This window comes from Campylobacter sp. CNRCH_2015_1657 (genome assembly GCF_025772685.1).
Classification (GTDB): Bacteria; Campylobacterota; Campylobacteria; order Campylobacterales; family Campylobacteraceae; genus Campylobacter_D; species Campylobacter_D lari_D.
Genome location: NZ_JAKMSO010000001.1, coordinates 98,043 through 124,074 on the forward strand (window position 1 = coordinate 98,043; position 26,032 = coordinate 124,074).

At 27.8% G+C, this 26,032-nt stretch carries 24 protein-coding genes; 17 read left to right on the forward strand and 7 right to left on the reverse strand.

The features are described 5' to 3' along the window. Positions 1–10: 10 nt before the first annotated feature. From L8X27_RS00525 to L8X27_RS00545, 5 genes are all read right to left on the reverse strand, one after another. Positions 11–2,251, reverse strand: coding sequence for an autotransporter outer membrane beta-barrel domain-containing protein (locus L8X27_RS00525; protein WP_263680951.1), 2,241 nt, complete (start codon positions 2,249–2,251; stop codon positions 11–13). 94 nt (positions 2,252–2,345) lie between these two features. Continuing rightward, on the reverse strand, positions 2,346–2,912 hold the full coding sequence (locus L8X27_RS00530; protein WP_263680952.1) for an anthranilate synthase component II: 567 nt from the start codon (positions 2,910–2,912) through the stop codon (positions 2,346–2,348). After that, positions 2,909–4,657: a bifunctional anthranilate synthase component I family protein/class IV aminotransferase gene (locus L8X27_RS00535; RefSeq protein ID WP_263680953.1), complete on the reverse strand. Its 1,749-nt coding sequence runs from the start codon at positions 4,655–4,657 to the stop codon at positions 2,909–2,911. Before L8X27_RS00535 ends, L8X27_RS00530 begins: the two co-directional genes overlap by 4 nt. A 65-nt stretch (positions 4,658–4,722) precedes the next feature. Then, positions 4,723–5,457, reverse strand: coding sequence for a flagellar type III secretion system pore protein FliP (gene fliP / locus L8X27_RS00540; RefSeq protein WP_133318758.1), 735 nt, complete (start codon positions 5,455–5,457; stop codon positions 4,723–4,725). A 144-nt stretch (positions 5,458–5,601) separates the two neighbouring features. Further along, positions 5,602–7,947: an autotransporter outer membrane beta-barrel domain-containing protein gene (locus L8X27_RS00545; RefSeq protein WP_263671293.1), complete on the reverse strand. Its 2,346-nt coding sequence runs from the start codon at positions 7,945–7,947 to the stop codon at positions 5,602–5,604. Between the two features lie 162 nt (positions 7,948–8,109). Between L8X27_RS00545 and glmU the strand changes: the two genes are divergently transcribed. Genes glmU through truA form a run of 7 tightly spaced genes read left to right on the forward strand, consistent with a single transcriptional unit; the run spans position 8,110 to position 14,351 of the window. Further along, entirely contained in the window at positions 8,110–9,402 is a 1,293-nt protein-coding gene (glmU, locus tag L8X27_RS00550) for a bifunctional UDP-N-acetylglucosamine diphosphorylase/glucosamine-1-phosphate N-acetyltransferase GlmU (RefSeq protein ID WP_214100347.1), read from the forward strand. Next, positions 9,399–10,562 carry a bifunctional phosphopantothenoylcysteine decarboxylase/phosphopantothenate--cysteine ligase CoaBC gene (gene coaBC, locus L8X27_RS00555; RefSeq protein ID WP_263671294.1) on the forward strand — a complete coding sequence of 388 codons (1,164 nt, stop codon included), beginning with the start codon at positions 9,399–9,401 and terminating at the stop codon, positions 10,560–10,562. The genes glmU and coaBC overlap by 4 nt, the downstream gene beginning before the upstream one ends. Next, positions 10,559–11,179 carry a hypothetical protein gene (locus L8X27_RS00560; protein ID WP_039626453.1) on the forward strand — a complete coding sequence of 207 codons (621 nt, stop codon included), beginning with the start codon at positions 10,559–10,561 and terminating at the stop codon, positions 11,177–11,179. Before coaBC ends, L8X27_RS00560 begins: the two co-directional genes overlap by 4 nt. A 1-nt stretch (position 11,180) precedes the next feature. Then, positions 11,181–11,849, forward strand: coding sequence for a polyprenyl diphosphate synthase (gene uppS, locus L8X27_RS00565; RefSeq protein WP_214125459.1), 669 nt, complete (start codon positions 11,181–11,183; stop codon positions 11,847–11,849). Beyond that, positions 11,846–12,595, forward strand: coding sequence for a prepilin peptidase (locus L8X27_RS00570; RefSeq protein ID WP_263671295.1), 750 nt, complete (start codon positions 11,846–11,848; stop codon positions 12,593–12,595). The genes uppS and L8X27_RS00570 overlap by 4 nt, the downstream gene beginning before the upstream one ends. After that, entirely contained in the window at positions 12,592–13,617 is a 1,026-nt protein-coding gene (locus L8X27_RS00575) for an LptF/LptG family permease (RefSeq protein WP_263671297.1), read from the forward strand. The genes L8X27_RS00570 and L8X27_RS00575 overlap by 4 nt, the downstream gene beginning before the upstream one ends. Then, a complete protein-coding gene (truA, locus tag L8X27_RS00580; protein ID WP_263671298.1) occupies positions 13,617–14,351 on the forward strand; it encodes a tRNA pseudouridine(38-40) synthase TruA in 735 nt (244 codons plus the stop codon). The genes L8X27_RS00575 and truA overlap by 1 nt, the downstream gene beginning before the upstream one ends. Here the strand turns inward: truA and L8X27_RS00585 are convergent. Beyond that, complete coding sequence (locus L8X27_RS00585; RefSeq protein ID WP_263671300.1) at positions 14,305–15,183, reverse strand: EamA family transporter; 879 nt, start codon at positions 15,181–15,183, stop codon at positions 14,305–14,307. The genes truA and L8X27_RS00585 overlap by 47 nt on opposite strands. A gap of 1 nt (position 15,184) precedes the next feature. Continuing rightward, entirely contained in the window at positions 15,185–15,637 is a 453-nt protein-coding gene (locus tag L8X27_RS00590; protein WP_133318768.1) for a methylated-DNA--[protein]-cysteine S-methyltransferase, read from the reverse strand. 108 nt (positions 15,638–15,745) lie between these two features. Here L8X27_RS00590 and L8X27_RS00595 point away from each other — a divergent pair, with 108 nt between their 5' ends. From L8X27_RS00595 to L8X27_RS00640, 10 genes are all read left to right on the forward strand, one after another. Then, positions 15,746–16,993, forward strand: a complete 1,248-nt coding sequence (locus L8X27_RS00595; protein ID WP_133318769.1) for an ankyrin repeat domain-containing protein — start codon at positions 15,746–15,748, stop codon at positions 16,991–16,993. Further along, positions 16,990–17,736 carry an SDR family NAD(P)-dependent oxidoreductase gene (locus L8X27_RS00600; RefSeq protein WP_133318770.1) on the forward strand — a complete coding sequence of 249 codons (747 nt, stop codon included), beginning with the start codon at positions 16,990–16,992 and terminating at the stop codon, positions 17,734–17,736. The genes L8X27_RS00595 and L8X27_RS00600 overlap by 4 nt, the downstream gene beginning before the upstream one ends. A gap of 16 nt (positions 17,737–17,752) precedes the next feature. After that, positions 17,753–19,465 carry a Na+/H+ antiporter NhaC family protein gene (locus L8X27_RS00605; RefSeq protein ID WP_263665210.1) on the forward strand — a complete coding sequence of 571 codons (1,713 nt, stop codon included), beginning with the start codon at positions 17,753–17,755 and terminating at the stop codon, positions 19,463–19,465. Further along, positions 19,466–20,503, forward strand: coding sequence for a tRNA (uridine(54)-C5)-methyltransferase TrmA (trmA, locus tag L8X27_RS00610; protein ID WP_263671302.1), 1,038 nt, complete (start codon positions 19,466–19,468; stop codon positions 20,501–20,503). 804 nt (positions 20,504–21,307) lie between these two features. After that, positions 21,308–21,631 carry a MarR family winged helix-turn-helix transcriptional regulator gene (locus L8X27_RS00615; protein WP_133318774.1) on the forward strand — a complete coding sequence of 108 codons (324 nt, stop codon included), beginning with the start codon at positions 21,308–21,310 and terminating at the stop codon, positions 21,629–21,631. 13 nt (positions 21,632–21,644) lie between these two features. Further along, entirely contained in the window at positions 21,645–22,817 is a 1,173-nt protein-coding gene (locus L8X27_RS00620) for an MFS transporter (protein ID WP_263659077.1), read from the forward strand. 74 nt (positions 22,818–22,891) lie between these two features. After that, positions 22,892–23,260 carry a CoA-binding protein gene (locus tag L8X27_RS00625; protein WP_263671416.1) on the forward strand — a complete coding sequence of 123 codons (369 nt, stop codon included), beginning with the start codon at positions 22,892–22,894 and terminating at the stop codon, positions 23,258–23,260. Beyond that, the gene (gene ilvA / locus L8X27_RS00630) at positions 23,257–24,468 is read left to right on the forward strand and encodes a threonine ammonia-lyase (protein WP_220567254.1); all 1,212 of its coding nucleotides are present in this window, start codon (positions 23,257–23,259) and stop codon (positions 24,466–24,468) included. The genes L8X27_RS00625 and ilvA overlap by 4 nt, the downstream gene beginning before the upstream one ends. A 43-nt stretch (positions 24,469–24,511) precedes the next feature. Then, entirely contained in the window at positions 24,512–25,003 is a 492-nt protein-coding gene (locus L8X27_RS00635; protein WP_133318778.1) for a PAS domain-containing protein, read from the forward strand. 85 nt (positions 25,004–25,088) lie between these two features. Further along, positions 25,089–25,580, forward strand: a complete 492-nt coding sequence (locus L8X27_RS00640; RefSeq protein WP_220567252.1) for a PAS domain-containing protein — start codon at positions 25,089–25,091, stop codon at positions 25,578–25,580. Positions 25,581–26,032: the final 452 nt, after the last annotated feature.

Genomic DNA, 26,032 nt, shown 5'->3' on the forward strand with positions numbered 1-26,032 from the left:
AAATATTTTTTTAGAATTTGTATTTAAAACCTACTTGACCACTTACATAAGTTTCATTTTTACCATCTGTTTTACCAGCTAGTATTTGTTTAGCCCCAACACCTGCATTTAGGCTAAATTGCTCGTTAATATCTACATTTCCACCTATGATGATTTGTCCATAAGTTTTTTTCTTATCATCACTTTTTACGCTAGGTAGTGCTACTCCATTTAAACTCGCTACATAATCATCTCCATTATTCATTACATATTGTTCTATTTTTGGAGTGATAAATAAATATGATGTTTCGCTCATATATTTTCTAAATTCAGCACCAAGTTCTAAAGAAATAGAATTATTACTAGCGCTATTGACATCTTTTCCTGCAATTCCGTTTTCTTTATAGCTTGGGGTATGTGCATAGTAGTAGTTTGCTCCGGCAAAAGGTTTGATAAATAAGGTATTATTACTAAAATCAAAAATATATCCCATGTTAGCACTCAAACCAAGGAATTTTCTATTAAAGTCAGCACTATTTGTAGTGTTAAATCCTCTATTTACAATATCTTGATCTGTTGGAGAAATTTGAGCATAAGCCTTAACATTAACTTCTACCTTTGGACTTATATGGATATTAGAATAAGCACCAAATTGGAAATTATCTGATTTTTGGGTTAAAAGATTATCTTTTATTTCAGCGTTTGCATAAGTAAAATAAGCACCAATAATAACATCATCATTGACTTTTCTATCCATACCTATAGTGGCTCCATATAAAGCACCACTATCTCCATCTATGATGTTTGCACCGCCTATTACATTACCCCAAATGCTGTTATTATAATTATCAACATAATTTCCTCTATAATCATTAGTAGCAAATCTTATTTGAGATAATTTTGTAGCGTAATTTCCATAAGGATTATTTAACATAGCTACACGAGAACCTATGGATACATCATTTGATACATTGATAGTCGAGTTTATACCTGATGAGGCTTGATTTACATTTGAGATAGATTTAGCTGAATCTTTTATATCATTTGCTACTTGTTCCCCGACTTTATCAAATTTAATACTACCTATTGCATTTAAATCTCCACCAATTTTAAGTCCATCTAAAATTTTAGAAACAAAGTCTTTGTTAGAAGCTGAAACACTAGAATCGTTTTTAATATAATCATCATTAGAGATTTCTCCACTTCCAGCATTGCTAATCATATCTTGAATTTGTTTTATTTGCTCATTAATTTTTGCAATAGCTTCATCAATTTTTTCTATATTAACACCTTCATCATCTTTGGCATCTTCTAAATCAGTTTTAACTAATTCTAGATATTTTTTATCGCTTTCTAGAATCATCTTATTGTTATTTACATTTTCATTTGCACCACCACTAATTAAAAGCTTATTATCTTTTGTAGAAAGTTCATATTCAACAAAATCTTTTACATCCATAGCTCTTACAACTTCATAATCAAGTCCTAAGTCTTTGTTGCTCATACCAACAATGCTTTCAAAATTTTTACTTATGTTTGCACTTGCTTTGTTTGAGCTTGTTATATCTTCATTAAATCCTTCACTTGCACTCATAAAAACATAATTATTTAAAGCTAAATCACCAAAACTTGTTGTTCCTATGGAAAAGTTTGAATTTGTGATATTTGCTTTACCATTTACTTGTATATGATTTTGACTTTTATTACCACCTATAGTAAATAGAGTAGATTGATCTGCTGTAAAATTTCCATTTACTTCAAGAGAGCCTCGTAGGCCATGTCCATCGCCGATTAAAATAGCTGAAGATTTTATATCATCTAAAACACCTTCTGTAGGACTAGATGAACCTTTTATACTAAAATCTCCATTAACGATAGATTTTCCATTTGTGCTTTGAAATATTACATCTATAGCTTCAGTTTTTTTAGCATTGATGGTATAATTTGTTACATAGGTAGAAATATCTCCATGTGAAATATTTTTAATAGTAAGAACATTAGAGCCTAAATTAATATTCACTGTCGCAAGATCTTCATAGCCTTCTTTTGCTATGCTGTTAGGTAGATCTGTATTGTTGATATTTATGGTTAAATTGCCATTAGTATAATCATTTTTTAAAGTAAAATGTTGCCCATCATTTGTTTCAAAATGTTGTTCCATACTACCATCGCCATCAGCAATAGTAATTTCTTGAGCTAAAGCAGCACCGCTTAATAAAGCACTAATGCTAACTCCCATTAAAACTTTACTTGTGTAATAAGAAAGTTTCATTTGATTACTCCTTGTAAATTTAAATTGAAAAAAGCATTATACCCCCCCCCATAAATTTAAGTTTAAAGTAAATGAAAAAAATATAAATATTAGATTATTGTAAAGTAAGAAAGTTTTTAAGTAGCTTTTTGCCGTTTTGACTTAGTATGGCTTCAGGGTGGAATTGAACTCCATAAATATCGTATTTTTTATGTTTTAAAGCCATGATGATATTATCTTCACTATGGGCTAAAATTTCACATTTTTCACCTATATGATTAACATAAAGAGAGTGATATAAACAAATTTTAAAATTTTGTTTAAGATTTTTAAAAAGTGGGTTTGGTTTAAATTTTATAGTTTTTACCTTACCATGAGTTGGGTTTGGAAGTTTAGAAATTTTACCACCAAAAACATGTGCTATACATTGGTGTCCTAGACAAATTCCAAGAATTTTTTTATCTTTTTTAAAATATTTTATAGCTTTTAAACTTAACTTTGATTCTTTTGGAGAATTTGGTCCAGGGGAGATTAAAAGATGAGTAAAATCATATTTTTTAAGCTTTTTTGGATTTTTGAATTTATCGTTTTTAATAATTTTATAAGTAATGTTTAATTCTTTTAAATAAAAGGCTATGGTGTAGGTAAAAGAATCATAATTATCTATAATCAAAACTTTCACAAAAATACCTTTTTTAAGCCTCTTAAAGAATTAATAGCATAAATTTCTTTAGCATTTAAAAGCTCATCTTTAGTGATATCTTTTTCTTTGATGAGCTTGTGTTTTAAGAGTGTTTGTCTATAAATACCATTTAGGCAGTTTTTAGCATAAGGGGTAAAATACTCATCATTTAAATTTATAATAATGTTGCTTCTTGAACCCTCACAAAGTATGCCTTTTTCATCAAAAAAAACTATGTCATAGCAAATATTTTCTTTCCATAGATAAGAATTTGCTTCATATAAACTACGCAGAGAAGTTTTATGGTGTGTTAAAAGATTTACTTTTATGATGTCTTTACTTATGAGTAGTTTTTTGCTTGAATTTTCTTGTATGTTGTTAAAATCAAACTCATAAAGGCCATTTTCAAAAAGTTTTAATTTAATAGCCTTTGAGCCTTTTTGAGTAAAATTACTTTTTGTAAAAAAATGATGATGATTGAAAACAAAATTGTTAAAATTTTGTAAAGATTTAAAATGGAATTTTTTATCTTTGCTCTCTAGTATATTTTTAAAATCATGTTTTAATCTTTGAGTATCAAAGTCAAAAAAATTAGCTGAGTTTAAAATTCTTGTCAAATGTTCTTTGAAAAATAAAATAGAATGATTTTTATAATACATTGTTTCAAATAAATAAAAGTTAGGTTTTAAAATTTTACTTTTTAGTTTTAATTCTTCAAATTCATCTTGCTTTTGTGAGTCCCACACAAGTCCGCTTCCTACACCATATCTTAAAAAATCATCATTATTTTTTTTCTCTAAAGTGCGTATGGCTACGCTAAATTTTGCTTTATCTTTATAGATTAAACCTATTGCTCCACAATAAATCCCGCGTTTTCTTTGCTCTAAATTTTCTATGAGTTTAATAGTTTCTATTTTGGGTGCACCTGTGATAGATCCACATGGAAAAAGGGCTTTGAAAATTTTAAAATAATCATTTTCTTGTTTTAATTTCCCACTTATTTTTGAAATGAGTTGGTGTAAGGTAGGGTAGGTTTTAACCTTAAAAAGTTCGCATTTTAAAGAATGTTTTTTGATGAGTTTTGAAATATCATTGCGTAATAAATCAACTATCATTACATTTTCGCTAATAGTTTTTTCATCGCATTTTAAAAAGTTTTTTAGATTTTCATCTTCTTTTGGATTATTTGAGCGTTTGATTGTGCCTTTCATGGGTTTTGTGATGATTTTTTTATTTTTGATTTTAAAAAAAAGTTCAGGTGAAAATGAAGCCAATTCTAAAAATTCATTTTTCATATAAGCTTTATAGGGGGTATTTTGCTTAGGATAAAGGCTTAAAAAACTCTCATACACATTAAGATTTGATTGTAAATGTAGTTCTTGAGTAAGATTAACTTGATAACTTTGACCTTTAGCTATGGCTTCTTTGACTTTGTCAAAGTTTTCAAAATACTTTTCTTGGTTTAAATTGGATGAAAAACTTGGATAAAAGTCTAAATTTTTTTCTTCGTTTGTAAAGATTTTTTTTGATTTAAAAGCAAAAAAATATAAAAAAGGCTCTTTGCTTTTATAATTTTTATCTTCTAGATATTTATAGAATTCATATTGAATATAACCTAAAAAATAATATTGATTTTTATATTTTTCTATGATTTTAAAAGCTTTTTTACTTTCTTTTTGAGTGTGAGCTTTAAGAGTGAAGGCAAGATCATCATAAAGGTATTTTCCAAATATAGCAAATGCCATTTAAAATCTTTGATTTAGAAAAATACAAATAAAGCTAATAATACACATATTTTTGCTCTAAATTGCTAAGTTAAAAAGCTTTTGACGAGATTTTGTATAAGCAAATTCCATCCATCTACCAAAACAAAAATAAGCAATTTAAAAGGCATGGAAATCATAACAGGTGGTAACATCATCATACCCATAGCCATTAGCACTGAGCTTACTACCATATCAATAACTAAAAATGGCAAGAAAAGCAAAAAGCCTATTTCAAAAGCAGTTTTGAGTTCACTTATCATAAAAGCAGGCACTAAAACCGTTAAAGGAACATCATCTATGGTTTTTGGATTTTCTAAATTTCTGATCCTATAAAAAAGTGCTAAGTCTTTTTCTCTGGTATTTTTTAACATGAAATCTTTAAAAGGTTTAACGCCTTTAGCAAAGGCTTCTTCATAGCCTATTTGTTCAGCAATATAGGGTTTTATGCCTTCATTGTATGATTTTGTAGCAACAGGTTCCATAATAAAAAAAGTTAAAATCAAAGCTAGTGTCGCTAAGATAGTATTTGGAGGCATGGTTTGTGTGCCAAGAGCAGTTCTTAGAAAAGAAAAAACTACTATAAGTCTTAAAAATGAAGTCATTACAAAGATGATAGTTGGAGCAAGTGCTAGTATAGTTAAAACTATAATTATATTTAAAGTTGTTACGAGCTGTTGAGGGCTATTTGGGGCACTAAGGCTTAAATTTACAGTTGGTATAGTTGCTTCAGCGCCAAAAAGAGCTAGGCTTGATAAAAATAAAACTAGTAAAACCCTCAAAATATTTCCTTGGTTAAAATTAAAAGCATTATTTTAGCAATTTTACTCTTAAAAATGCAATTTATATGATTGAATTAATGGTTTATTTTTAAAATGCTAGAGTGAAAAACTCTAGCATTTAGGAGTTTCTCAAAAAATATTTTTTTAGAATTTGTATTTAAAACCTACTTGACCACTTACATAAGTTTCATTTTTACCATCTGTTTTACCAGCTAGTATTTGTTTAGTTCCAACACCTGCATTTAGGCTAAATTGCTCGTTAATATCTACATTTCCACCTATGATGATTTGTCCATAAGTTTTTTTCTTATCATTACCTTTGATGATAAAATTTGAATTTGATCCAACAAATCCAGCTATATAATCATCTCCATTATTCATTACATATTGTTCTATTTTTGGAGTGATAAATAAATACGATGTTTCGCTCATATATTTTCTAAATTCAGCACCAAGTTCTAAAGATATGGAATTATTTGTCATACTTTGAACATCTTTTGCAAACATACCACTTTCTTTATAACTTGGAGTGTGTGCGTAGTAGTAATTTATACCAGCAAAAGGCTTGATGAATAATGATGATGAATTTGGATTAAAAATTCTACCAGCATTAGCACTTAAACCAAAGAATTTACTATCAAAATCAGCCTTATTAGAATCATTTAACATTACAACACTTTGATCTGTTGGAGAAATTTGCCCGTAAGCTCTTAGATTAATTTCCCATTGATCGTTTGGATTAATTAAAGAATAAATACCAAATTGATAGTTATCTGATTTTTGTTCCATAACTCCATCTTTGATAGTTGAATCAGCATAAGTAAAGTAAAAACCAAGCAAAGCATTATCATTGATTTTTCTATCAGCACCTAGTGTAAATCCATATAAAGCACCACTATCTCCATCTATGATATTTGCACCACCAAAAACATTACCCCAAAAGCTATTATTAAATGAAGAATTTCCATAATAATTATAAACATCGCTTGCTAGTGCTGCTATATGGGTTGTAGCAAATTTTTCTACTAAAGCTTTATCTTGATAAGGATTTGAAAGTTTTGCTATTCTTGTTCCAATTGCTAGGTCATTTGCTATACCTATAGATGAATTAACAGAAGAATTTTGAGCATTATTTACTATAGCTTTTGCACTTGCTTTTGTATTTGTGGTAAGTGTGTTTAGATTTTTTCCTGTGGTATCTAGAGTGAGTGCTGCGATAGCATCATTGCTAAGTTTAGAATCTAAAATACTATTTAGCATATTTACAGCTAAATTTTTATTTTCTAAGCTAATATCTTTCATATTTTCAACTAAATCACTACCATCAAATTTTCCACCATTATCTTGTATATCTTGGATTTGTTGTTCTAATTTTTTAATTTGTTCTTGCAGTTCTTTTTCTGCTTGTGCTATGGCTTCAAGCATAGCATCATCGCCAATATATCCTGGTTTTTGGTAGGTTCCAAATCCAGAATTTTCTAAATTTTCATTTCTTTTAATATCTTCTTTTATATTATTAAAGCTATCTAAAGCTTCTTTTCTAATATCAATTTCAGATTTTAATATTTTTGATAAATCTCTTACATTTTCATTAGCACCACCGCTAATTAAAAGACTTTTGCCATCATTAGAAACACTAAGTTTATAATCTGTAAATTGAGCCAAATCAGTATCTTCAAAAAATACATTTTTTGGAAGTAAATTACTTGTTTCAAGCATGCTCGTTATATCTTTAGTATATAGTGCCGTTACTATGTTTTTATCTATATCTTGGTTAAAACTACCTGTAGTTTTTATAGCTACATAGTTGTTTATACCTAAATTTGAAACACTATTTGTGCTTATACCTATAGCTGAATCTTTTATATTTACATCTCCATCTACAGAGATTAAGCCACCTTTTTTATTTGCATCAAATATACCAATAAAAGAATTATTTACATTTAAATTTCCTTGTATGCTCATATAGCCATCTTTTTCGCCATATCCATTCCATACATTTAAAGCAGGTCTATCAAGTTCTTCGTTGCTTATATTATCATTTGTTATAGGTGAGCTGCCTTTTAGTGTAACATTTCCTTTTATATTAAAAGCTTTATTTGCTTCTAAGGTAGCTCTATCAGAATTTAAAATGATTTCTTTTGCTTCTAAATTAACGCTATATAAATCATATTTTGCTTCATTAGTCGAAGTGCTACCTACATCTATCCAATTATCTCCATCTCCAATAGTTAAAATACCACTTGTTTTGATATTAAATTCTTTTATAGGTTTATCATTATTTTCTCCACCATAGTGTGATTGAATATCTGAAGGGCTTATTTTTAATTCTATATTTTCTTTAGAATCTAAACTCCAAATTCCATCTTTATGCTTAAAAAAATCAGATAAATTTATATAATTTATCTCTTGTGCTAAAGCAGTGCTGCTTAATAAAGCACTAATGCTAACTCCCATTAAAACTTTACTTGTATGATAAGAAAGTTTCATTTGATTGCTCCTTTAATTTTAAATTAAAAAAAGCAATTATACCCCCCCCCATAAATTTCAGTTTAAAGTAAATGAAAATCTGTAAAAAACAAATAACAACTAGTAAGAATTTTTACTTTAGCTTGTTAAAATAAGCAATAATTTTTAAAACAAAGGTAAATTATGAAAATTTCTGTGCTTATTTTGGCTGCTGGACTTGGCACGCGTATGAAATCACAAAATCCAAAAGTACTTCAAAAAATTTGCTCAAAAGCAATGATTTTACATATTTTAAAACAAGCATATAAGATTAGTGATGATGTATGTGTAGTGCTTTCTCATCAAAAAGAAAAGGTTGAACAAGTTGTTTTAGAGCATTTTCCAAATACACGTTTTTTAGAACAAGACTTGCAAAATTTTCCAGGTACTGCAGGGGCTTTAAGGGGCTATGAGAGTAAGCATGAAAAAGTATTGATTTTATGTGGTGATATGCCTTTAGTTAAAGCAGATGATTTAGAAAAAATAGCTTTAAATGAGAGTGATTTTAATGTGGCTGTTTTTGAGGCAAAAGATCCAAAAAGTTATGGAAGAATAGTATTAAAAGAAAATAAAATTCAAAAAATAGTAGAAACAAAAGATGCAAGCAAAGAAGAACTTGCTATAAACATTTGCAATAGTGGTGTTTATGCTATAAAAGCACAAATTTTAAAAGAAGTATTGCCTTTGATAAAAAATGATAATAAAGCTAAAGAGTATTATTTAACCGATGCAGTTTATTTAGCAAAAGAAAAGGGCTATGAAATCGATGCGGTGTTTGTAAATGAGCAAGATTTTATGGGGGTAAATGATAAAGTAGAGCTTTGCCTAGCTCAAGATCTTATGCAAGAAGCGATTAAAAAAGAATGGATGAAGCAAGGAGTGATTTTTCACATGCCTGCGACGACTTTTATTTCAGATGAAGTTGAGTTTGTAGGCGAGTGTGAAGTGTATGAAAATGTGCGTATAGAAGGAAGATCAAAAATCATTAATTCTATCATTAAAAGTTCAAGTGTGATTGAAGATAGTATAGTAGAAAATAGCGATGTAGGGCCTTTAGCGCATTTGCGTCCAAAATGTCAGCTTAAAAATACCCATATAGGAAATTTCGTAGAATGTAAAAATGCTTTATTAAATGGAGTTAAAGCAGGACATTTGAGTTATTTAGGAGATTGTGAGATAGATGAGGGAACTAATATAGGTTGTGGTACTATCACTTGTAATTATGATGGGGTTAAAAAATATAAAACCAAAATAGGTAAAAATGTTTTTGTGGGTTCAGATACGCAATTTATCGCTCCGGTTGAGATAAAAGATGAGGTAATCATCGCAGCAGGAAGCACAGTGCATAAAAATGTAGAAAAAGGTTCTATGTATATTAGTAGAGCTAATGCTCAGATTGTAGAAAATTACTATTATGAAAAACTAGGTAAAAAATGAAAACTATCTTACTAGCAGTAAGTGGAAGCATAGCCTTTTATAAAGCTTATGAGCTGATTTCTTTATTAAAAAAAGAAGGTTTTAGGGTTAAAGTTTTGCTAAGTCAGGGAGTTTTGAAATTTGGTACTAGGCTTAGTTTTGAAGCTTTAGCAGATGAAATTTTATGTGAAGATAACGAAAGTTGGCAAAATACTAATAATCATATAGCCTTTAGTAAGACTTGTGATTGTGTGCTTTTTGCACCTGCTAGTATAAATTCTATTAATAAACTAAACTATGGTATAGCGGATAATTTATTTATTCAAACTTTAATAGCAGTAGATAAAAATAAACCATTTTTAATTGCACCTGCTGCAAATACAAACATGTATTTACACTTTAGTACTCAAAAATCTTTAAAAAATTTAAAAGAGCAAGGCTATATTATCATTGATCCTATAGTTAAAACTCTAGCTTGTAAAGATGAAGGCTTGGGAGCTTTGGCTGAGCTTGATAGCATTATAAATGCTTTAAAAAGAAGCTTAATGCAAGAAGATTTTTTTAAAGATAAAAGTTTTGTTATAAGCGGTGGCGGTACTAAAGAAAAGATCGATGATGTAAGATGTATTAGTAATTTTTCAAGTGGAAAAATGGCAAAGGCTATTGCTGATGCCTTGTATTTTTTAGGTGCTAAAGTAGTATTAGTTAGCTCAGTGGAGTTTAAAGCACCTTATAAATTAGAAAAATTTGAATCTTCTTTAGAATTAAAAGAAAAATTGCAAAAATACAAAGAATTTGATGCTTTAATTATGGCTGCTGCTGTGAGTGATTTTACTCTAAAAGCTTATAAGGGTAAGATTAAGAAAAATGAGCATTTAAACGGACTTGATTTAAAATTAAAGCTGAATGAAGACATCTTAAAAAATTTAGATTTTAAAGGTAAAAAAATAGGCTTTAAAATGGAATTTGATGTGCAAAATGCTTTAGAAAATGCTAAAAAATCTTTAGTTAGTAAAAATTTAGATATGGTGTGTTTAAATGTCTTAAATGAGCAAATGAACTTTGGAAGTGATGAAAATAGCATTTGTTTTATCACTAAAGATAGTACCTCTCAAAGTTCTAAACAAAGCAAAGAAAAACTTGGCTTTATTTTAGCACAAGAATTAAGGAAACTTTGGTGAATATCATCAACTCAACCTTACCTGTAAGAATGCAAATTTTAGAAAAACGCGCATATAATCGCTATGTATTGCTTTTAAACACTAAAAAGCTTGAAACAAAAAGTATGATAGAACTTGAAGTAGGGGAGGAGTATTTAGCTGAAGTTTATGAAGACAAAGGTGTAATTTCTTTTAAAAATCTGTTGAAAAAGCCTAAAATTAGACTTTTTGAAGAGGGAGCTGAACTCATAGAAAAACTTTTGCAAGAAGGTGATGAAAAAGCTTGGTATAAAAAATTCATCATTCAAAGACTTATGGAAAGTAAAAGCGCATATGAGTTTGAAATTTATAAAGAAATGTTTTTTGCATTTTTTGAAGGAATTTATCATATACCTTTTGTTTATGAGGGAAATAGGGCTTTGTTTGAAGCTAAGAAAAATGGAAATATTTTAGAAGTGTATTTGTATTTTGAAATTTTTGGTGCTTTAAAAATTATAATTGATAATGGTAAAATCACACGCATACAAACACCTTTTGCCAAAGTAGCACATTTTTTAAACGAGTATTTTAAATTTGAAGTAGTTAATACGCTTAACCCTATGTTTGTTTTTAAAAGATTGATGGATATAAAGGGATAGAATGAATGAATTAAAACATCTTGCTGTGGTAATGGATGGCAATAGAAGATGGGCTAGAAAAAATGGACTTTTAGAAAAAATTGGCTATAGTCAAGGTGCTAAAGTTGTTGAAAAAATCATAGAAGTATGTATAGATGAAAAAATTCAAAATCTAACCCTTTATGCTTTTAGTACAGAAAATTGGCAAAGACCAAAAGAAGAAGTAGAGTTTCTTTTTAAGCTATTAAATAAATATCTTGATGAATCTTTAAATAAATTTATAGCCAATGAAGTGCGTTTTAAAGCTATAGGAAATTTAAGTCTTTTAGATGAATTAACCTTAAAAAAAATACAAAATTTTCAAGAACAAACTAAAAATTACACAAAATTATGCGTAAATTTAGCTATTTCTTATGGAGGCAAGGATGAGATAGTTAGAGCGGTTAAAAAGGTGATTGAAAAAAATCTTGAAATTAATGAAGCAAATATACAAGCAAATCTTGACTTAAGTGAAGATGTGGATTTGTTTTTAAGGGTAGGGAGTGCTAAAAGAATTTCAAATTTTTTATTATGGCAGTCAAGTTATGCAGAAATTTATTTTAGTCAAACCTTATTTCCTGCACTTACTAAAAAAGAAATCGCAAATATCATTACTGAGTTTAAAAAACGCAAAAGAACCTTTGGTAAATGATATTTTTATTTTTATTACTAGGGCTTTGTGTGGGTTCTTTTGTCAATGTTTTGATTTTAAGAACGATTAATAAAGAAAGCATAATAAGTCCAAGATCAAAATGTCTTAAGTGTTTTAAAACTTTGAAATTTTATCATCTTTTTCCTTTGTTGTCTTTTGTATTTTTAAAAGGCAAATGTGCTTTTTGTAAAGAAAGAATTTCTTTGATTTATCCTTTTAATGAATTTCTTTGCGCGTGTTTGTTTGTCTTTACTTTTTATTTAATCGAAGATTTTTTTCAAATTTTAATTTTTGCTTGTATGCTAGCTATATTTTTAGCACTTTCTTGGATGGATTATTATCTAAAAGCAGTGAGTGAGCTTTGGCTTTGGATTTTATTTATTTTAGCTTTTTGTTTTGATTTTTTGCAAAATGGCTTAAATTTAGAGGATTTTCAAGATAGCTTTTTATTTCGAGTGTGTTTTGGGGCGGGGTTAATTTTCATACTAAAAAGTGTGATTAATTTTATTAAAAATTTTAAAAAAAGAGATGAAATTTTAGAAAGTTTAGGGGAAGGTGATGTTATAATAATAGCTTTGATTTTTGGAATTTTTGGCTATGAAAAAGGCTTTTTGATTTTATTTATTGCAAGTTTTTTAAGTCTTTTGATGTTTATAAAAATAGCCAAGAAAGATTATCAAATGCCTATGATTCCTTTTTTATTTTGCGGAATTTTGATTAATCTAAGTGTAGAAAGTATATTATGAAACTAGTTTATAAGTATTTGCTTAATCAGTTTTTAAGCACAATGTTGTCTTTATTTTTTACTTTATTTATTATTGTTTCGATTATATTTTTTATACAACTTGCTAAAATTACTGCTTATATTGAAATTACTTTTTTTGAATTAATCAAATTATATATTTTTCTTTTACCAAAGATATTAATTTTTACTTTACCTATATCTTTTTTCATTGCTTTGACTTTGGTATTTTATAGACTTTCTAGGGAAAATGAAAGCACGGTGTTGTTTGCTTTGAGTATAGCTCCAAGTATGATAGCAAGTTTTTTTGCAAAAATTGCAGCTTTAGTAAGTGCTTTTATGCTTGTGGTGGTTTTGGTTTTTATACCTATATCTTTTGAACTTTTTGATAATTTTGTAGATTATAAAAAAATTAGTGCTAAAGTAAGTATAAAAACAGGGGAATTTGGACAAAGATATGGAGAATGGCTTGTTTTTATCGATGCTAAAAATTCTGATGAAACTTATAAAAATATTATAATGTATCATCCAAAGAAAAACCCACAAGATAAAGAACAAGTGATTTTAGCTAAAGAAGGAAAGTTAGAAACAAATGATGGGGTTATTACTTTTAAACTAGATGAAGGAAAGGCTTATGAAATTAAAGAAGAAGATTGGCATATTTCTAGTTTTAAAAATTTATTAATTAAAAGTAAACTTTCTTCTAAAGAATTAAATACTCAAAGTTTTTATGGGTATTGGTCTGATGTAACAAGCAATAAAGAAAAAGCAAAAGAATTTGTTATTTATATTCTTATAGCTTTATTTCCTTTAGCTAGCGTGCTTTTTGCACTCTCTTTTGGTATAGTAACTTATCGTTATGAAAAAGGTTTTGCTTATTTTGGAATTTTTGTGATTATTTTTGCTTATTTTACGCTTTTGATTAGTTTTTATAATCCACCTTTTGTAGCTATTGCTGTGATTTTTTCAAGTTTTTTAATTACTTCTTTGTTTTATTTTAAAGCAAAAATTGCAAGTAAGTATTAATGCTTTTAAAATTAACTTTTTCTTATGATGGTTCTAAATTTCAAGGTTCAGCCACCCAACTACATAAGCTTAGTGTCCAAGATGCCTTAGCGCAGGCCTTGTCGCATTTGGGTATTTATGAAAAGCCTTTATTTGCTTCAAGAACTGATAAAGGTGTGCATGCATTTAATGCAGTCGCTTGCGTAAAAGCGGGAGAACATTTTAAAGATTTTGTATATTTAAAAAATAAAATCAATCATTTTGCACACCCATTTATACATATAAAGCATATCCAAAGAATGCAAGAAAATTTCCAAGTGCGTTTTGATGTGCAAAAAAGAGCATATCGCTATATTATAAGTCATGGAAAATATAATCCCTTTTTAGCCTCATATGTGTATTTTTATCCAAAAATAAATATTAAATTAGCCAAGGAAATTGCTTTTTTATTTGAAGGAGAGCATAATTTTAAACTCTTTCAAAAAGAAGGCTCTGATAATAAAACAAGTATAAGAAAAATGTATAAAACTAGAGTTTATGCTTATAAAAATTACACTGTGTTTTATTTTGAAGCAAATGGTTTTTTAAGATCTCAAATTAGAATGATGATGGCAAGTATTTTAAAAGTATTAGAAGGAAAAATGAGCAAAAATGAGCTTTTAGATCAAATCAATGCCAAAAAAGCTCATTGTAGATTTTTAGCTCCTGCTAGTGGTTTGTATTTGAGTAAGATTTCTTATTATAATAATGCATGATTTTTTTATGTATAAAAAATGAAAAAAGAATGATCAAGGTCCCTATGCAAAAAGGTAGTAGCTCTACATCTACTCCAAAAATACTCATATTGATAAAAATACTTATAGGTATAATGGCATTATTCATCAAAGCTAAAACCCCGCTATCTACTTCAGTAGAGCCTTTGTTCCATAAAAAATATCCAAATCCTGAAGCAATAGTCCCAAGATAAATCAAAGCTATCCAAGAACTTAAATTGGATGGTAAATTATTATAATCTCCAAAAAATAAAAAAGCAGGTAAGGTTATACTGGTTGCGCCTAAATAAAAATAAGCGAAAGCTTCTTTTTGATTTAAGTTTGTATTTTTTTCTAATAAAATTTTATAAAAACTTTGTCCAGCGCCAAATACTAAATTAGCTCCTTGAATAAGTAAAAAACCATATAAAAAATTAGAGTTAATATTATCAAATTTAACTACAAAAGCACCTACAATACATATAAAAATACTTATAAAATATAAATATCTAAGATTTTTTGAAAAAAGCCCATAAAAAAGTACAACATAAAAAGGTGTAAAAATCGTAAAAAGTGCCACTTCGCTTACACTTAAATATAAAAAAGAATGATAATAAAATAAATTCATCACACCAAGTTGTAAAGCTCCAATGCTTATGAGTTTTAGTTTTAAATGCAAATTCAGCTTAAAATTTAAAAAAGGTAAAAATACTGATAAAGACAAAAAAACTTTTGCAAATGCAGCAAAAAAACTATCCATTTCTAAGGTTATAAAATGCCCAATTAATGGAAAAGAAAAAGCCCAAATAAAACTTGCTAGTAATAAACTTGGCATTTTAAAGCACACCTTCTAATTTAAGTAAAGCTTCTTTGATAAATAAACCACCATTGTATCCGCCTAAGTGATTTTTAGCTACCACTCTATGACAAGGTATAAAAATTGCAAGTTTGTTTTTAGAATTTGCATTACCTACCGCTCTAAAAGCTTTTGGATGATTGACAAAAGAAGCAATTTCTTGATAAGTTTTAGTTTGTCCATAGGGAATTTTAATTAAAGCTTTATATACTTTTTGCTCAAATTCGCTCCCCTGAAGAGCTAGGGGTGTATTAAAGAAAAAAAGTTTTTTATTAAAATAAAGGTCTAGCTCTTCTAAGGCTTGTTCTAAAATAGTGTGTTTATCTTTGCTAAAATTGGGCTTATATGTTATAAAATCAACATTGATAAGTTTATTTTCATTACTCTGCAAAAGAATATAAGCAAAACTAGCTTTGTAAAAACTTTGATACATTTTTTCCTCATTTTAAAATAATCATTGTATGAATTTTAAATTAATTAATTGTTATTAAAGCAAAAATTTAGTTAAAATAGTGATTTAATTTATATCAAAGGAAAATATTTGAGGATTTTATTATTTAGTTTGATTATAAGTTTAAATGCATTAGCTTTAGATTACACTTGCGGGTATGTCAAAGAAAATAAGATGGATTTTTTTAAAGAGTTTAAACCACAAGTTTCTCAAGATTTTGCTCAAGTAGATTTAAATTGCGATTTTTCTTTAAAAAATAATCAAATTACAAAAAGATTATATGAGCTTGCTAATGAAATTAGAGGAAGTAATAGTGCCTGTATGGGAGGGGAATATTTTAGCGATTTGAGAAAATTTGATTTTAAATTATTAGAAATTGCGCTTGATCCGCAAGTTTATCAAAAAACTTTACAAGATCCTATAATACTTGAAGAAAAATTTGCAAAATTAAAAGCTTATTTTAGATTTTGGGCTTATCAAAGTATAGGAAATTTTAAGCTCTTTAAGGAATTTTGGAAAGAGTATAATAATGCGATTAATCCTTTAACAAAATATTTTCAAAACGAATTTAATCTAGATAAAGCAAGTGCTATTTACTTTGCTAGTAATGCTTTGAATGAATTTTTAAATTGGGCAGTTGGTGAGACTAAAATCTTTAAAGATATTTCGGACTTTGAAAAATTTGTGGCTAATAAAAACAACTCTTTAGAACAAATAAAAGAATATATTTATTCTAAAAAAATTAGCAATTTAGAATTAAATAATGGTTTTAAATCTGCTTTGTTAAACAATAGAGAAAGTCAAATTATAAGTGAGTTTATAAAATTAGGTGTAAAAATAAATGAAGGTTATGAGTCTGCTTTGTTTTTTGCATTAGATAGTGCAGATAATGTCAAGCTTTTATTAGAAAATGGGGCTATTATTGATTATAGAAATTCTTTTGGAAAAACACCTTTGTTTTATGCAGTTGAATACAACAATTATAAGGTTGCAAAAGTTTTATTAGAAAATGGAGCTAATGTAAATCAAAAATACATTAACGATAATGAAAAACTTTCTATTGCTAGTATGGGAAGTAATACGCCATATTTCATTACTTTATGTGCACTTGAGCATACTTCTAAAAATATTTTTATGCATGGAGCAAACTATGCAGATGTAAAAATGCTTAAGTTACTTATAGATTACAAAGCAAATTATAAAGAAATTGATGATTTGGGATTTAACGCTCTTGATTTTGCCATAATTGCAAAAAAAGAACAAAATATTAAATATCTAAAAAAACTTGGTTTAAAGGAAAATGAGAATTTGATGCTATATGAAGAGACACAACCATGAAAACTGCTTTAATAACTGGAGTAAGTTCAGGTTTTGGACTAGAGAGTTTAAAAGCTTTAATAGAACTTGATTATAAAGTTATAGCTATAGCAAGACGCAAAGATAGATTAGAAAAACTACAAGAGCTTTATGGGGATAAAATTTATCCCATAGAACTTGATGTCAGAGATAAACAAGCAGTTTTTGCATCAATTGAAAATTTACCTCAAGATTTTGGCAATATTTCTTTGCTTATTAACAACGCAGGTCTTGCTTTAGGTTTAAATGAATTTGATTCTTTGGATATTGAAGATATTGAAGCCATGGTAGATACTAATATCAAAGGCTTTTTATATGTAGCAAGAGCTGCTTTACCTTTACTTAGAAAAGCAAAAAATGCCCACATAATTAATCTTGGCTCAATTGCAGCTAATGTGCCTTATTATGGAGGTAATGTTTATTGTGGAACCAAGGCTTTTGTGGCACAATTTTCCAAAGCTTTAAGAACGGATTTGCGTGGAAGTAATATAAAAGTAACAAATATCGCTCCAGGGCTTTGTAAAACTGAATTTAGTGAAGTGAGATTTAAAGGTGATATTAAAAAAGCTGATGAGGTTTATGAAAATACTAAATATATCAAAGCTGAAGATATAGCAAAAATTATTACTTTTATCGTTAGCTTACCTGAGCATATTAATATTAACGAAATAGAGCTTATGCCTGTGACTCAAACATGGGCAGGAACTTTTAGCGAAAAAATATAAAAACTTAAGGATAATTATGAAAATTTTTTATTTATTATTAGCTCCTTTGTTGTTATTTGCTGATGCACAAGCAAATGCAGAACTTTTTGGAGCTTGGACGCTTTTACCACCGGTGATAGCTATTATTTTAGCTTTTGTTACTAAAGATGTAGTACTTTCGTTATTTATTGGTGCATTAAGTGGTACTTTTATGTTAGGACTTATTGAAAATAGTATTTACCATGCTATCATTGCTTCTTTTACAGGCTTTATTTCCAAAGTGGTAAATGCCATGGCAAGTCCGGGTAATGCAGGAATTTTATTGCAAGTTTTAACTATAGGTGGTGTTGTAGCTCTTATTACCAAAACAGGGGGGACAAAAGCAGTAGCTCTTTGGCTTTCTACTAAAGCTAAACAAGCAAAAAGCTCACAATTTGCTACTTGGTGTATGGGAATTTTTATTTTCTTTGATGATTATGCCAATTCATTAATCGTAGGTCCTATCATGCGTCCGGTAACAGATAAATTTAGAGTAAGCCGTGAAAAGCTTGCTTTTATAATGGATGCAACTGCAGCACCAATTACCGGTCTTGCTATCATTTCTACTTGGATAGGACTTGAAATTTCTTTAATTCGCAGTGGATATGATCTAATTGATAATGCAACTTTTGCACATTTAGGTGTAGTAAAAGAAGAAATTAACGCTTTTGAAATCTTTGTACAAACCTTACCTTATAGATTTTATAATCTTTTTATGTTGATTTTTGTTGTTTTGACTATTTATACAGGTAGGGAATTTGGACCTATGTTAAAAGCTGAACTTAGAGCTAGAGCAGGTAAATTTTCTCATGGTCATGAACAAATTGATAATATAGAAGATAAGGTCTTAGAGCCAAAAGAGCATGTAAAATTGCAAGCTTCTAATGCTATTATACCTTTGGCTGTTTTGATTGTGTTTTCATTTATAGGTTTTTATTTTAGTGGTTATAATGCCTTAGATGATGTGAGTGTTAAAGCACAAATTGATGCAGCACCGTTTAGTTTATTTGCTTTTAGAGAGACTTTTGGCGCAGCTGATGCTTCAGTTGTATTGTTTCAAGCAGCACTTTTAGCTACTATAGTAGCTATTATTTTGGGAATGTATAGAAAAATATTTACTTTAAAAGAAGCTATTGCGGTTTGGACTCATGGCTGGAGAACTATGATTATGACTGTGATTATTTTACTTTGTGCGTGGTCATTAGCTTCTGTGATTAAAGATTTGGGAACTTCTAAATATTTAATTGACTTATTTTCAGATAAAACACCTCTTTATTTGCTTCCTACAGCAATTTTTATTTTTGCTTCTATTATTTCTTTTTCAACGGGAACTAGTTATGGAACTATGGGTATTTTAATGCCTTTGGCTATTCCTTTAGCTATGGCTGTTGGGGTTCATAATGAATTAAGCGGAGTAGAGTTGCACCAATATATGATTATTAATATTTCAGGGGTTTTAACAGGAGCTATTTTTGGAGATCATTGCTCGCCAATTTCCGATACAACTATACTTTCGTCTATGGGAAGTAAGTGTGATCTTTTAGCTCATGTTAGTACACAAATGCCTTATGCTTTGAGTGTTTGTGCTATTAGTATACTTTGTGGTTATTTACCGGTAGCATTAGGACTTAATGTATGGCTAGGACTTGTTTTTGGAATCTTAGCTATGATAGTTTTACTTTTTGTGGTTGGCAAAAAGGTAGATGCGTAAATGTATTTTGAAGAAAAAATTGCTTTAAACAAAGCATTGTTTTCTTCTTTATATGATGGAGAAATTCAGTGCTTTAAATCGCCTTTAAAAGCTTATAGAACTAGGGCGGAATTTTCTATATATCATCATGAAAATGGGGAAATTTCTTATGCAATGTTTGAAAATAAGAAAAAAATTCCTATTGAAAAATTTGATATAGCAGATGAAGAAATTCAAAAATATATGCCTATTTTATTAAATAATCTAAATGAAAATTTAAAACAAAAGCTTTTTGGAGTAGAGTTTTTAGCTACAAAATTAGATTTAAGTATAACTTTACTTTTCCATAAAAATATAGAGCTAATTGCACAAGATTTACAAGAATTAGCAGAAAAATTAAACCTTAAGCTCATAGCAAGAAGCAGGGGTAAAAAACTTGTATTTAATGGAGAAAATTTAAGACAAATTTTAAACATCAATACAAATGAATTTTTATATGAGTTTAATAATGATTGTTTTATCCAGCCCAATACTTTTATTAATGAAAAGATGATCGAATGGGTTGTATCTTGTGTAGAGAGTGATTTTAAGCAAGATTTATTAGAGCTTTATTGTGGTTATGGAAATTTTACCATAGCTTTAGCAAGAAATTTTAAAAAAGTTTTAGCAACTGAAATTTCTAAGAAAAATATTGAGTTTGCTTTAAAAAATTGCGTTTTAAATTCTATTGAAAATATAACTTTTACAAGGCTTTCTAGTGAAGAGTTAAGTCAAGCATTGAAAAAAGAAAGGGAATTTAATCGCTTAAAAGACATAGATTTAGATGGTTTTAAAATATCTCATGTCTTAGTTGATCCTCCAAGAGCAGGACTTGATTTAAGCGTGATTAAACTTATTAAAAATTATGAAAATATCATTTATATATCGTGCAATCCCATCACTTTAAAAGAAAACCTTGAGAAATTATGCAAAACTCATAAAATATCCAAATTTGCATTTTTTGATCAATTTGCAAACACAAATCATCTTGAATGTGGTGTTTATTTGAAAATCAAATAACAATATAAAACATTAATTTTGCACATATTACAATAATTATAGTAAAAATAAATACAATAGGATGAATATATGCATGAAAAGGATTTTGTTTTTTTAAGATTATTTTATAAAAAAGAGAAAATAGTATTAATATAAAAATACAAAAAGCAAAGAATATTTTGCAAATAAATATCCAATTTAATGAATTTAAGTGAAAATGAGCTAAATATAAACCGCTAAGAAATAAAATCAATACAATAGGTGGCATTATTTTAATTGTATTTTTTATATCCAAATTTAATTTTCTTAATAAGAATACATCGGTAAATAAAAATCCTATAAAAAATATAGCACAAAATAAATGTATTATTAGTATATAAGGATAAATATCGATCATGATTACAACCTTTATTGTGATAATTTTTAATATTTTATAATACTTAGTGGTAAAATTTATTGACTTATGTTAAATTATATTAAGCATTATAAAATAATAATGCAAGTTTTATTAGTATAAATAAAGTCTCTAAAGTCATAGTTTAATCTAAGCTAAATTGAGTTTGTCAATACTACAAATATTTGTAAATTTAAAATATTATAACAAAGTTACAAGCTTTAATTTTTTTGATATTTTTTATCTTAAATGCAGAATGTATTTAAGGAAAAAACTTATATAAGTTAGAATTTATGTAATCTTTGTTACTATTAAAATAGTTGATTTAATCAATTAATTTTTACAAAGGATTTCTCATATTTTTTCAAAAAATTACTTATACAAATAGAAAAATACTCTATAAAGTCAATGAAATTTTAAAGCCATTTGGATTGAAATCAAGTGATTGGAGAGTTTTTGTTTATTTAAGCCATCATCAAAATAGCACTTTAGCTCCAATATGTGAATTTTATCAAATGGATAAAGCTATACTTTCTAGAGTTGTTTCCAAACTAGCAAAACTTGAATATATAGAGTTTTTAAAAGCTGATGATAAAAGAGAAAAGATCATTACTTTAAGTGCCAAGGGTAAAGAAATTTTTTTTGATGCAAATGTTTGTATAAGAAAATATGAAAAAGAAATCTTAGATATATTAGATGAACAAGATCAAGAAGTGCTTTTAAAATTACTTGATTATATCAATGAAAAAATTTAAGAAAGGTTTTTTCATGGGTCTTAGTAAGAAATATAATTTATTTAATATAAATTTTTTCTGTATTTTTGGGATAAATTTTGTTATTTGTCTTGTTTTTTATATGAGTACTATTTCTAGTACAGATTATGTTTTGGGTGTTTTAAATCTTCAAACTAGCACCGCAGGACTTATAATGGGTGCTTTTGTTATAGGTGCTTTGCTTTCTAGACTTTATTTTGGTTCTATTATTGATGGTATTAATATAAAAAAAGTGATTATATTTTCACTTTTATTTTATCTTTTTATTAATTTAATGTATTTGAAATTTTATAATGTGTATTTTTTGGTATTGATACGCTTTTTAGCTGGAGTTTGCTATGGAATTTGTTCTTGTGCTTGTGGGGCAGCTATTGCTAGAATAATACCTAGTAATAAAAGAGGAATTGGTATAGGGTATTATGCTACGAGTGTTGTTTTAACTTCAGCTTTAGGCCCTTTTTTGGCCATAAAGCTTGACTCTATCAACTTATTTCAGCTAAGCTTTTTAATTGCAAGTGTGAGTATTATCTTTGCATTGGTTTTATCAATTTTTTTAAAAGTAAGAAGATTTAAAAAACATTATCATGTAAAAAGAAAATTTAGTATTTATAATTACTTTGAAAAATCAGTTTTAAATTTGGCTTTGATTACTTTTTTGATCGCATGTCCTTTTGGAGCTATTATAGCTTATATGAGTGCTTATACTCAAAGTTTAAATTTAAGCTTTGCTGGATCTATGTTTTTTGTAATATATGCTGGATTTTCTATAGTTTTTAGACCTCTTGCTGGAAAGGTATTTGATAAACATGGAGCTAATATTGTAATAATTTTTTCATTATTTAGTTTTATATTGTGTTTACTTTTACTTGCGTTTGCAAAGAATTTTTATATGATTATTATCGCCGGTATATTTTGTGCACTAGGTTATGCAAATGCTACTTCAAGTGCGCAAGCTTTGGCTATCAAACTAGCTCCTAAAGAAAAAATGGGGTTAGCTAATTCTACTTTTTTTCTATCTTTGGATTTTGGCATAGGAGTTAGTCCTTATTTGTTGGGTATTGTTGAACCAAGTATAGGTTTTGCTAATGTCTATGCACTTTGTGCTGTACTTGTTTTGTTTGCTCTTGTTTTATATTATTTATTAATAGTTAAAAAAACTTTTTGTTAATTTTATTTTAGATACAATGCTTTTTTAAAAATAAGGAAAAAGCATTGTGTGATACTCATAAAATACTAAGTTCTATGAAAAATATCGCCATTATAGGACTTAGTCCTAATCAAGAAAAACCTTCGTATTTTGTAAGCAAATATCTACAAGATTTATCTTATACAATTTATCCTATCTATCCTAAAGAAGATTTTATTTTAAACGAGAAAGTTTATAGAAATTTAAGGGAAATTCCTTTTGAAATTGACACGGTTGTAATGTTTAGAAAAGCAAGTTACGCAAATGAAATTTTTGAAGATCTTTTAGCTAAAAATGTTAAAAATTTTTGGATGCAACTTGGTATTATTAACGATGAAATAATGCAAAAATGTAAAAAATTTGGTATAAATTGTGTTCAAGATCGTTGTATCAAAATAGAATTAGATAAAAAAGGTAAATCATGATTGAGTTAAATAAAATTTATCAAGCAAAGCAAAAAATTGCAGATTTTGTATTAAAAACCCCTTTGGTGCACTCTTCTTTTTTAAGTGAGTTTTTAGATACTGATGTTTTTCTAAAATGTGAAAATTTGCAAAAAACAGGTGCTTATAAAATCAGAGGTGCTTATAATGCTATTGCTAATTTAAGTAAAGAACAAAAGCAAGCAGGTGTAATAGCTGCAAGCGCTGGAAATCATGCACAAGGAGTTGCGATTAGTGCTAAAAAATTTGGGATAGAAGCTGTGATTGTTATGCCTGAAGCCACACCTTTGCTAAAAGTAAGTGCGACTAAAAATTTAGGTGCAAAAGTGATTTTAAAAGGAGATAATTTTGATGAGGCTTATGCTTATGCGTTAAATTATGCTAAAGAACATCATTTAAATTTTATTCATCCTTTTGAAAATGAAAGTATTATAGCAGGACAGGGTACTTTAATGCTTGAAATGCTTGATGAAATAAGTGATTTAGATATGATTTTAGCTCCAGTTGGTGGTGGAGGTTTGATTAGTGGAGTGGCGAGTGCTGCTAAGCAGATTAATCCTAATATAAAAGTTATTGGAGTAAGTGCTAAAGGAGCTCCTGCTATGTATGAGAGTTTTAAAAGTAAAAAAATAATCAATTCAAAGGCTGTGAGAACCATAGCTGATGGTATTGCAGTGCGTGATGTAAATAAAATTAATTTTGATATTATTCTTGAATGTGTTGATGATTTTATTCAAGTTGATGATGAAGAAATAGCTAATGCGGTGTTGTATTTACTTGAAAAACATAAAATCACAGTTGAAGGTGCTGGAGCATCAGCAGTTGCTGCACTTTTACATAAAAAAATAGATTTAAAAAATCATAAAAAAATAGGCGTGATTTTAAGCGGTGGAAATATTGATGTACAAATGTTAAATATTATCATAGAAAAAGGTTTGTTTAAAGCTTTTAGAAAAATGCTTATCAATGTTACTTTGGTTGATAAACCAGGAGCTTTGAGTACTTTGAGTGATGCTATAAAAGAAGCTCAAGCTAATATAGTTAAAATTGATTATGATAGATTTTCCACTAAGCTAGAGTATGGTGATGCGATGATTTCAATTACTTTAGAAACAAAAGGAAAAGAACATCAAGAATTAGTCAGAAAGATACTTTATGACAAAGGTTTTAATTTCAATGAAATTTTATGATAAATGAAATATAATATTTTGTAAATAAATTATAAGGAAAAAAATGTCGCAAGAAAAAATTTTAGAACCAGATACATTAATAACCTCTAAAACAGATTTAAAAGGGGATATTATTTATGCTAATGATGATTTTTTAAAATATGCGGGTTATAAAATGGAGGAAATTTTATATAAACCTCACAATATTGTGCGTCATCCTGATATGCCAAAAACTGTTTTTAAATGTTTATGGGATTATATACAAGATGGAAAAGAAATTTTTGCTTTTGTTAAAAATAAAACCAAACAAAATGATTATTATTGGGTTTTTACTAATGTTACAGCTTCTTTTGATGAACAAGGAAATATTATAAATTATTATTCAGTTAGAAGAAAACCTAAAAGAGAGGCAATATCAACCATAGAGCAAGTTTATAAAATTCTTTTAGAAATAGAAGAAAAAGATGGTATAAAAGCCGGAGTGGATGAACTTGTTAAGATAGTTAATTCTTATGGTATGAGTTATAATCAATTAATTTTAGAGCTTCAAAGATGAATTTGATAAATTTTGTTTATAAATTATTATTTTGTATTAAGATATAATCACTCTCTTTTTAATTTTAAACTAAGGAGATTGTGTTATGTCTTCAGAAAAAATTCTAACCTCGGATGTTTTAATAACATCAAAAACTAATTTAAAAGGTGAGATTATTTATGCAAATGAGGATTTTTTGAGATATTCTGATTATAAAATTGATGAAATTTTATACAAACCTCACAGTATTATGCGTCATCCTGATATGCCAAGAACGGTTTTTAAATATTTATGGGATAACATTCAGCTTAAAAAAGAAATTTTTGCTTTTGTAAAAAATAAAACAAAATATAACGATTATTATTGGGTTTTTGCTAATGTAACTGCTTCATGTGATGAAAATGGAAACATTTTAAATTATTATTCAGTTAGAAGAAAACCTAATGTTGATGCTATCAAAACAATGGAAGAAATTTATAAAGTTCTTTTGTTGAAAGAAAAAGATGGTGGTATTAAATCTGGAATAGAGGAGTTAAAAGCAATAGTAAAATCTTATGGGGTAACCTATAATGAACTAATGATGAAAATTCAAAAATAAAAAAAGGATTTCTTATGAAAAATATTTTGTTTCTTGGTATAGTTTTAAGCATAGTAGCCTGTATTAATTCTTTGCTTTATGCAGAGTTTATTTCTTTAGGTTTCTTTTTAGTTTTGTTTTGTTTATTTATATATGGATTGTTTATTTTAAAAAAAGAAGAACAATTTAGTGATAAGATTTTACATCTTAGTAGAGAGTTAAAAAATGGTAATTTTGATTCAAGAATTGTATATATTAAATGTACTAATAAAAAATTAAAAGAAATTGCTGATAATCTTAATAACACAATAGATGGTTTAGAGGCTTATTTAAGAGAGATAAATACTTCAATTGCTTGTTCTCAAAAAGGTGAATATTTTAGAAGAGCTATCCCTGAAGGTTTAAAAGGTATTTTTGTTCATAATATTAACTTTATTAATAAAGCTTTGGATGAGATAGAAAAAACTGGAAAA

Excerpts from the sequence above, each read along its gene's own strand:
- L8X27_RS00640 (WP_220567252.1), top strand. The coding sequence starts at position 25,089 with ATGTCTTCAGAAAAAATTCTAACCTCGGATGTTTTAATAACATCAAAA.
- L8X27_RS00585 (WP_263671300.1), bottom strand. The coding sequence starts at position 15,183 with ATGCCAAGTTTATTACTAGCAAGTTTTATTTGGGCTTTTTCTTTTCCA.
- L8X27_RS00590 (WP_133318768.1), bottom strand. The coding sequence starts at position 15,637 with ATGTATCAAAGTTTTTACAAAGCTAGTTTTGCTTATATTCTTTTGCAG.
- L8X27_RS00575 (WP_263671297.1), top strand. The coding sequence starts at position 12,592 with ATGAAACTAGTTTATAAGTATTTGCTTAATCAGTTTTTAAGCACAATG.
- L8X27_RS00600 (WP_133318770.1), top strand. The coding sequence starts at position 16,990 with ATGAAAACTGCTTTAATAACTGGAGTAAGTTCAGGTTTTGGACTAGAG.
- trmA (WP_263671302.1), top strand. The coding sequence starts at position 19,466 with ATGTATTTTGAAGAAAAAATTGCTTTAAACAAAGCATTGTTTTCTTCT.
- L8X27_RS00545 (WP_263671293.1), bottom strand. The coding sequence starts at position 7,947 with ATGAAACTTTCTTATCATACAAGTAAAGTTTTAATGGGAGTTAGCATT.
- truA (WP_263671298.1), top strand. The coding sequence starts at position 13,617 with ATGCTTTTAAAATTAACTTTTTCTTATGATGGTTCTAAATTTCAAGGT.
- L8X27_RS00605 (WP_263665210.1), top strand. The coding sequence starts at position 17,753 with ATGAAAATTTTTTATTTATTATTAGCTCCTTTGTTGTTATTTGCTGAT.
- coaBC (WP_263671294.1), top strand. The coding sequence starts at position 9,399 with ATGAAAACTATCTTACTAGCAGTAAGTGGAAGCATAGCCTTTTATAAA.
- L8X27_RS00535 (WP_263680953.1), bottom strand. The coding sequence starts at position 4,657 with ATGGCATTTGCTATATTTGGAAAATACCTTTATGATGATCTTGCCTTC.
- L8X27_RS00625 (WP_263671416.1), top strand. The coding sequence starts at position 22,892 with ATGAAAAATATCGCCATTATAGGACTTAGTCCTAATCAAGAAAAACCT.
- glmU (WP_214100347.1), top strand. The coding sequence starts at position 8,110 with ATGAAAATTTCTGTGCTTATTTTGGCTGCTGGACTTGGCACGCGTATG.
- L8X27_RS00620 (WP_263659077.1), top strand. The coding sequence starts at position 21,645 with ATGGGTCTTAGTAAGAAATATAATTTATTTAATATAAATTTTTTCTGT.
- L8X27_RS00570 (WP_263671295.1), top strand. The coding sequence starts at position 11,846 with ATGATATTTTTATTTTTATTACTAGGGCTTTGTGTGGGTTCTTTTGTC.
- ilvA (WP_220567254.1), top strand. The coding sequence starts at position 23,257 with ATGATTGAGTTAAATAAAATTTATCAAGCAAAGCAAAAAATTGCAGAT.
- L8X27_RS00635 (WP_133318778.1), top strand. The coding sequence starts at position 24,512 with ATGTCGCAAGAAAAAATTTTAGAACCAGATACATTAATAACCTCTAAA.
- L8X27_RS00525 (WP_263680951.1), bottom strand. The coding sequence starts at position 2,251 with ATGAAACTTTCTTATTACACAAGTAAAGTTTTAATGGGAGTTAGCATT.
- uppS (WP_214125459.1), top strand. The coding sequence starts at position 11,181 with ATGAATGAATTAAAACATCTTGCTGTGGTAATGGATGGCAATAGAAGA.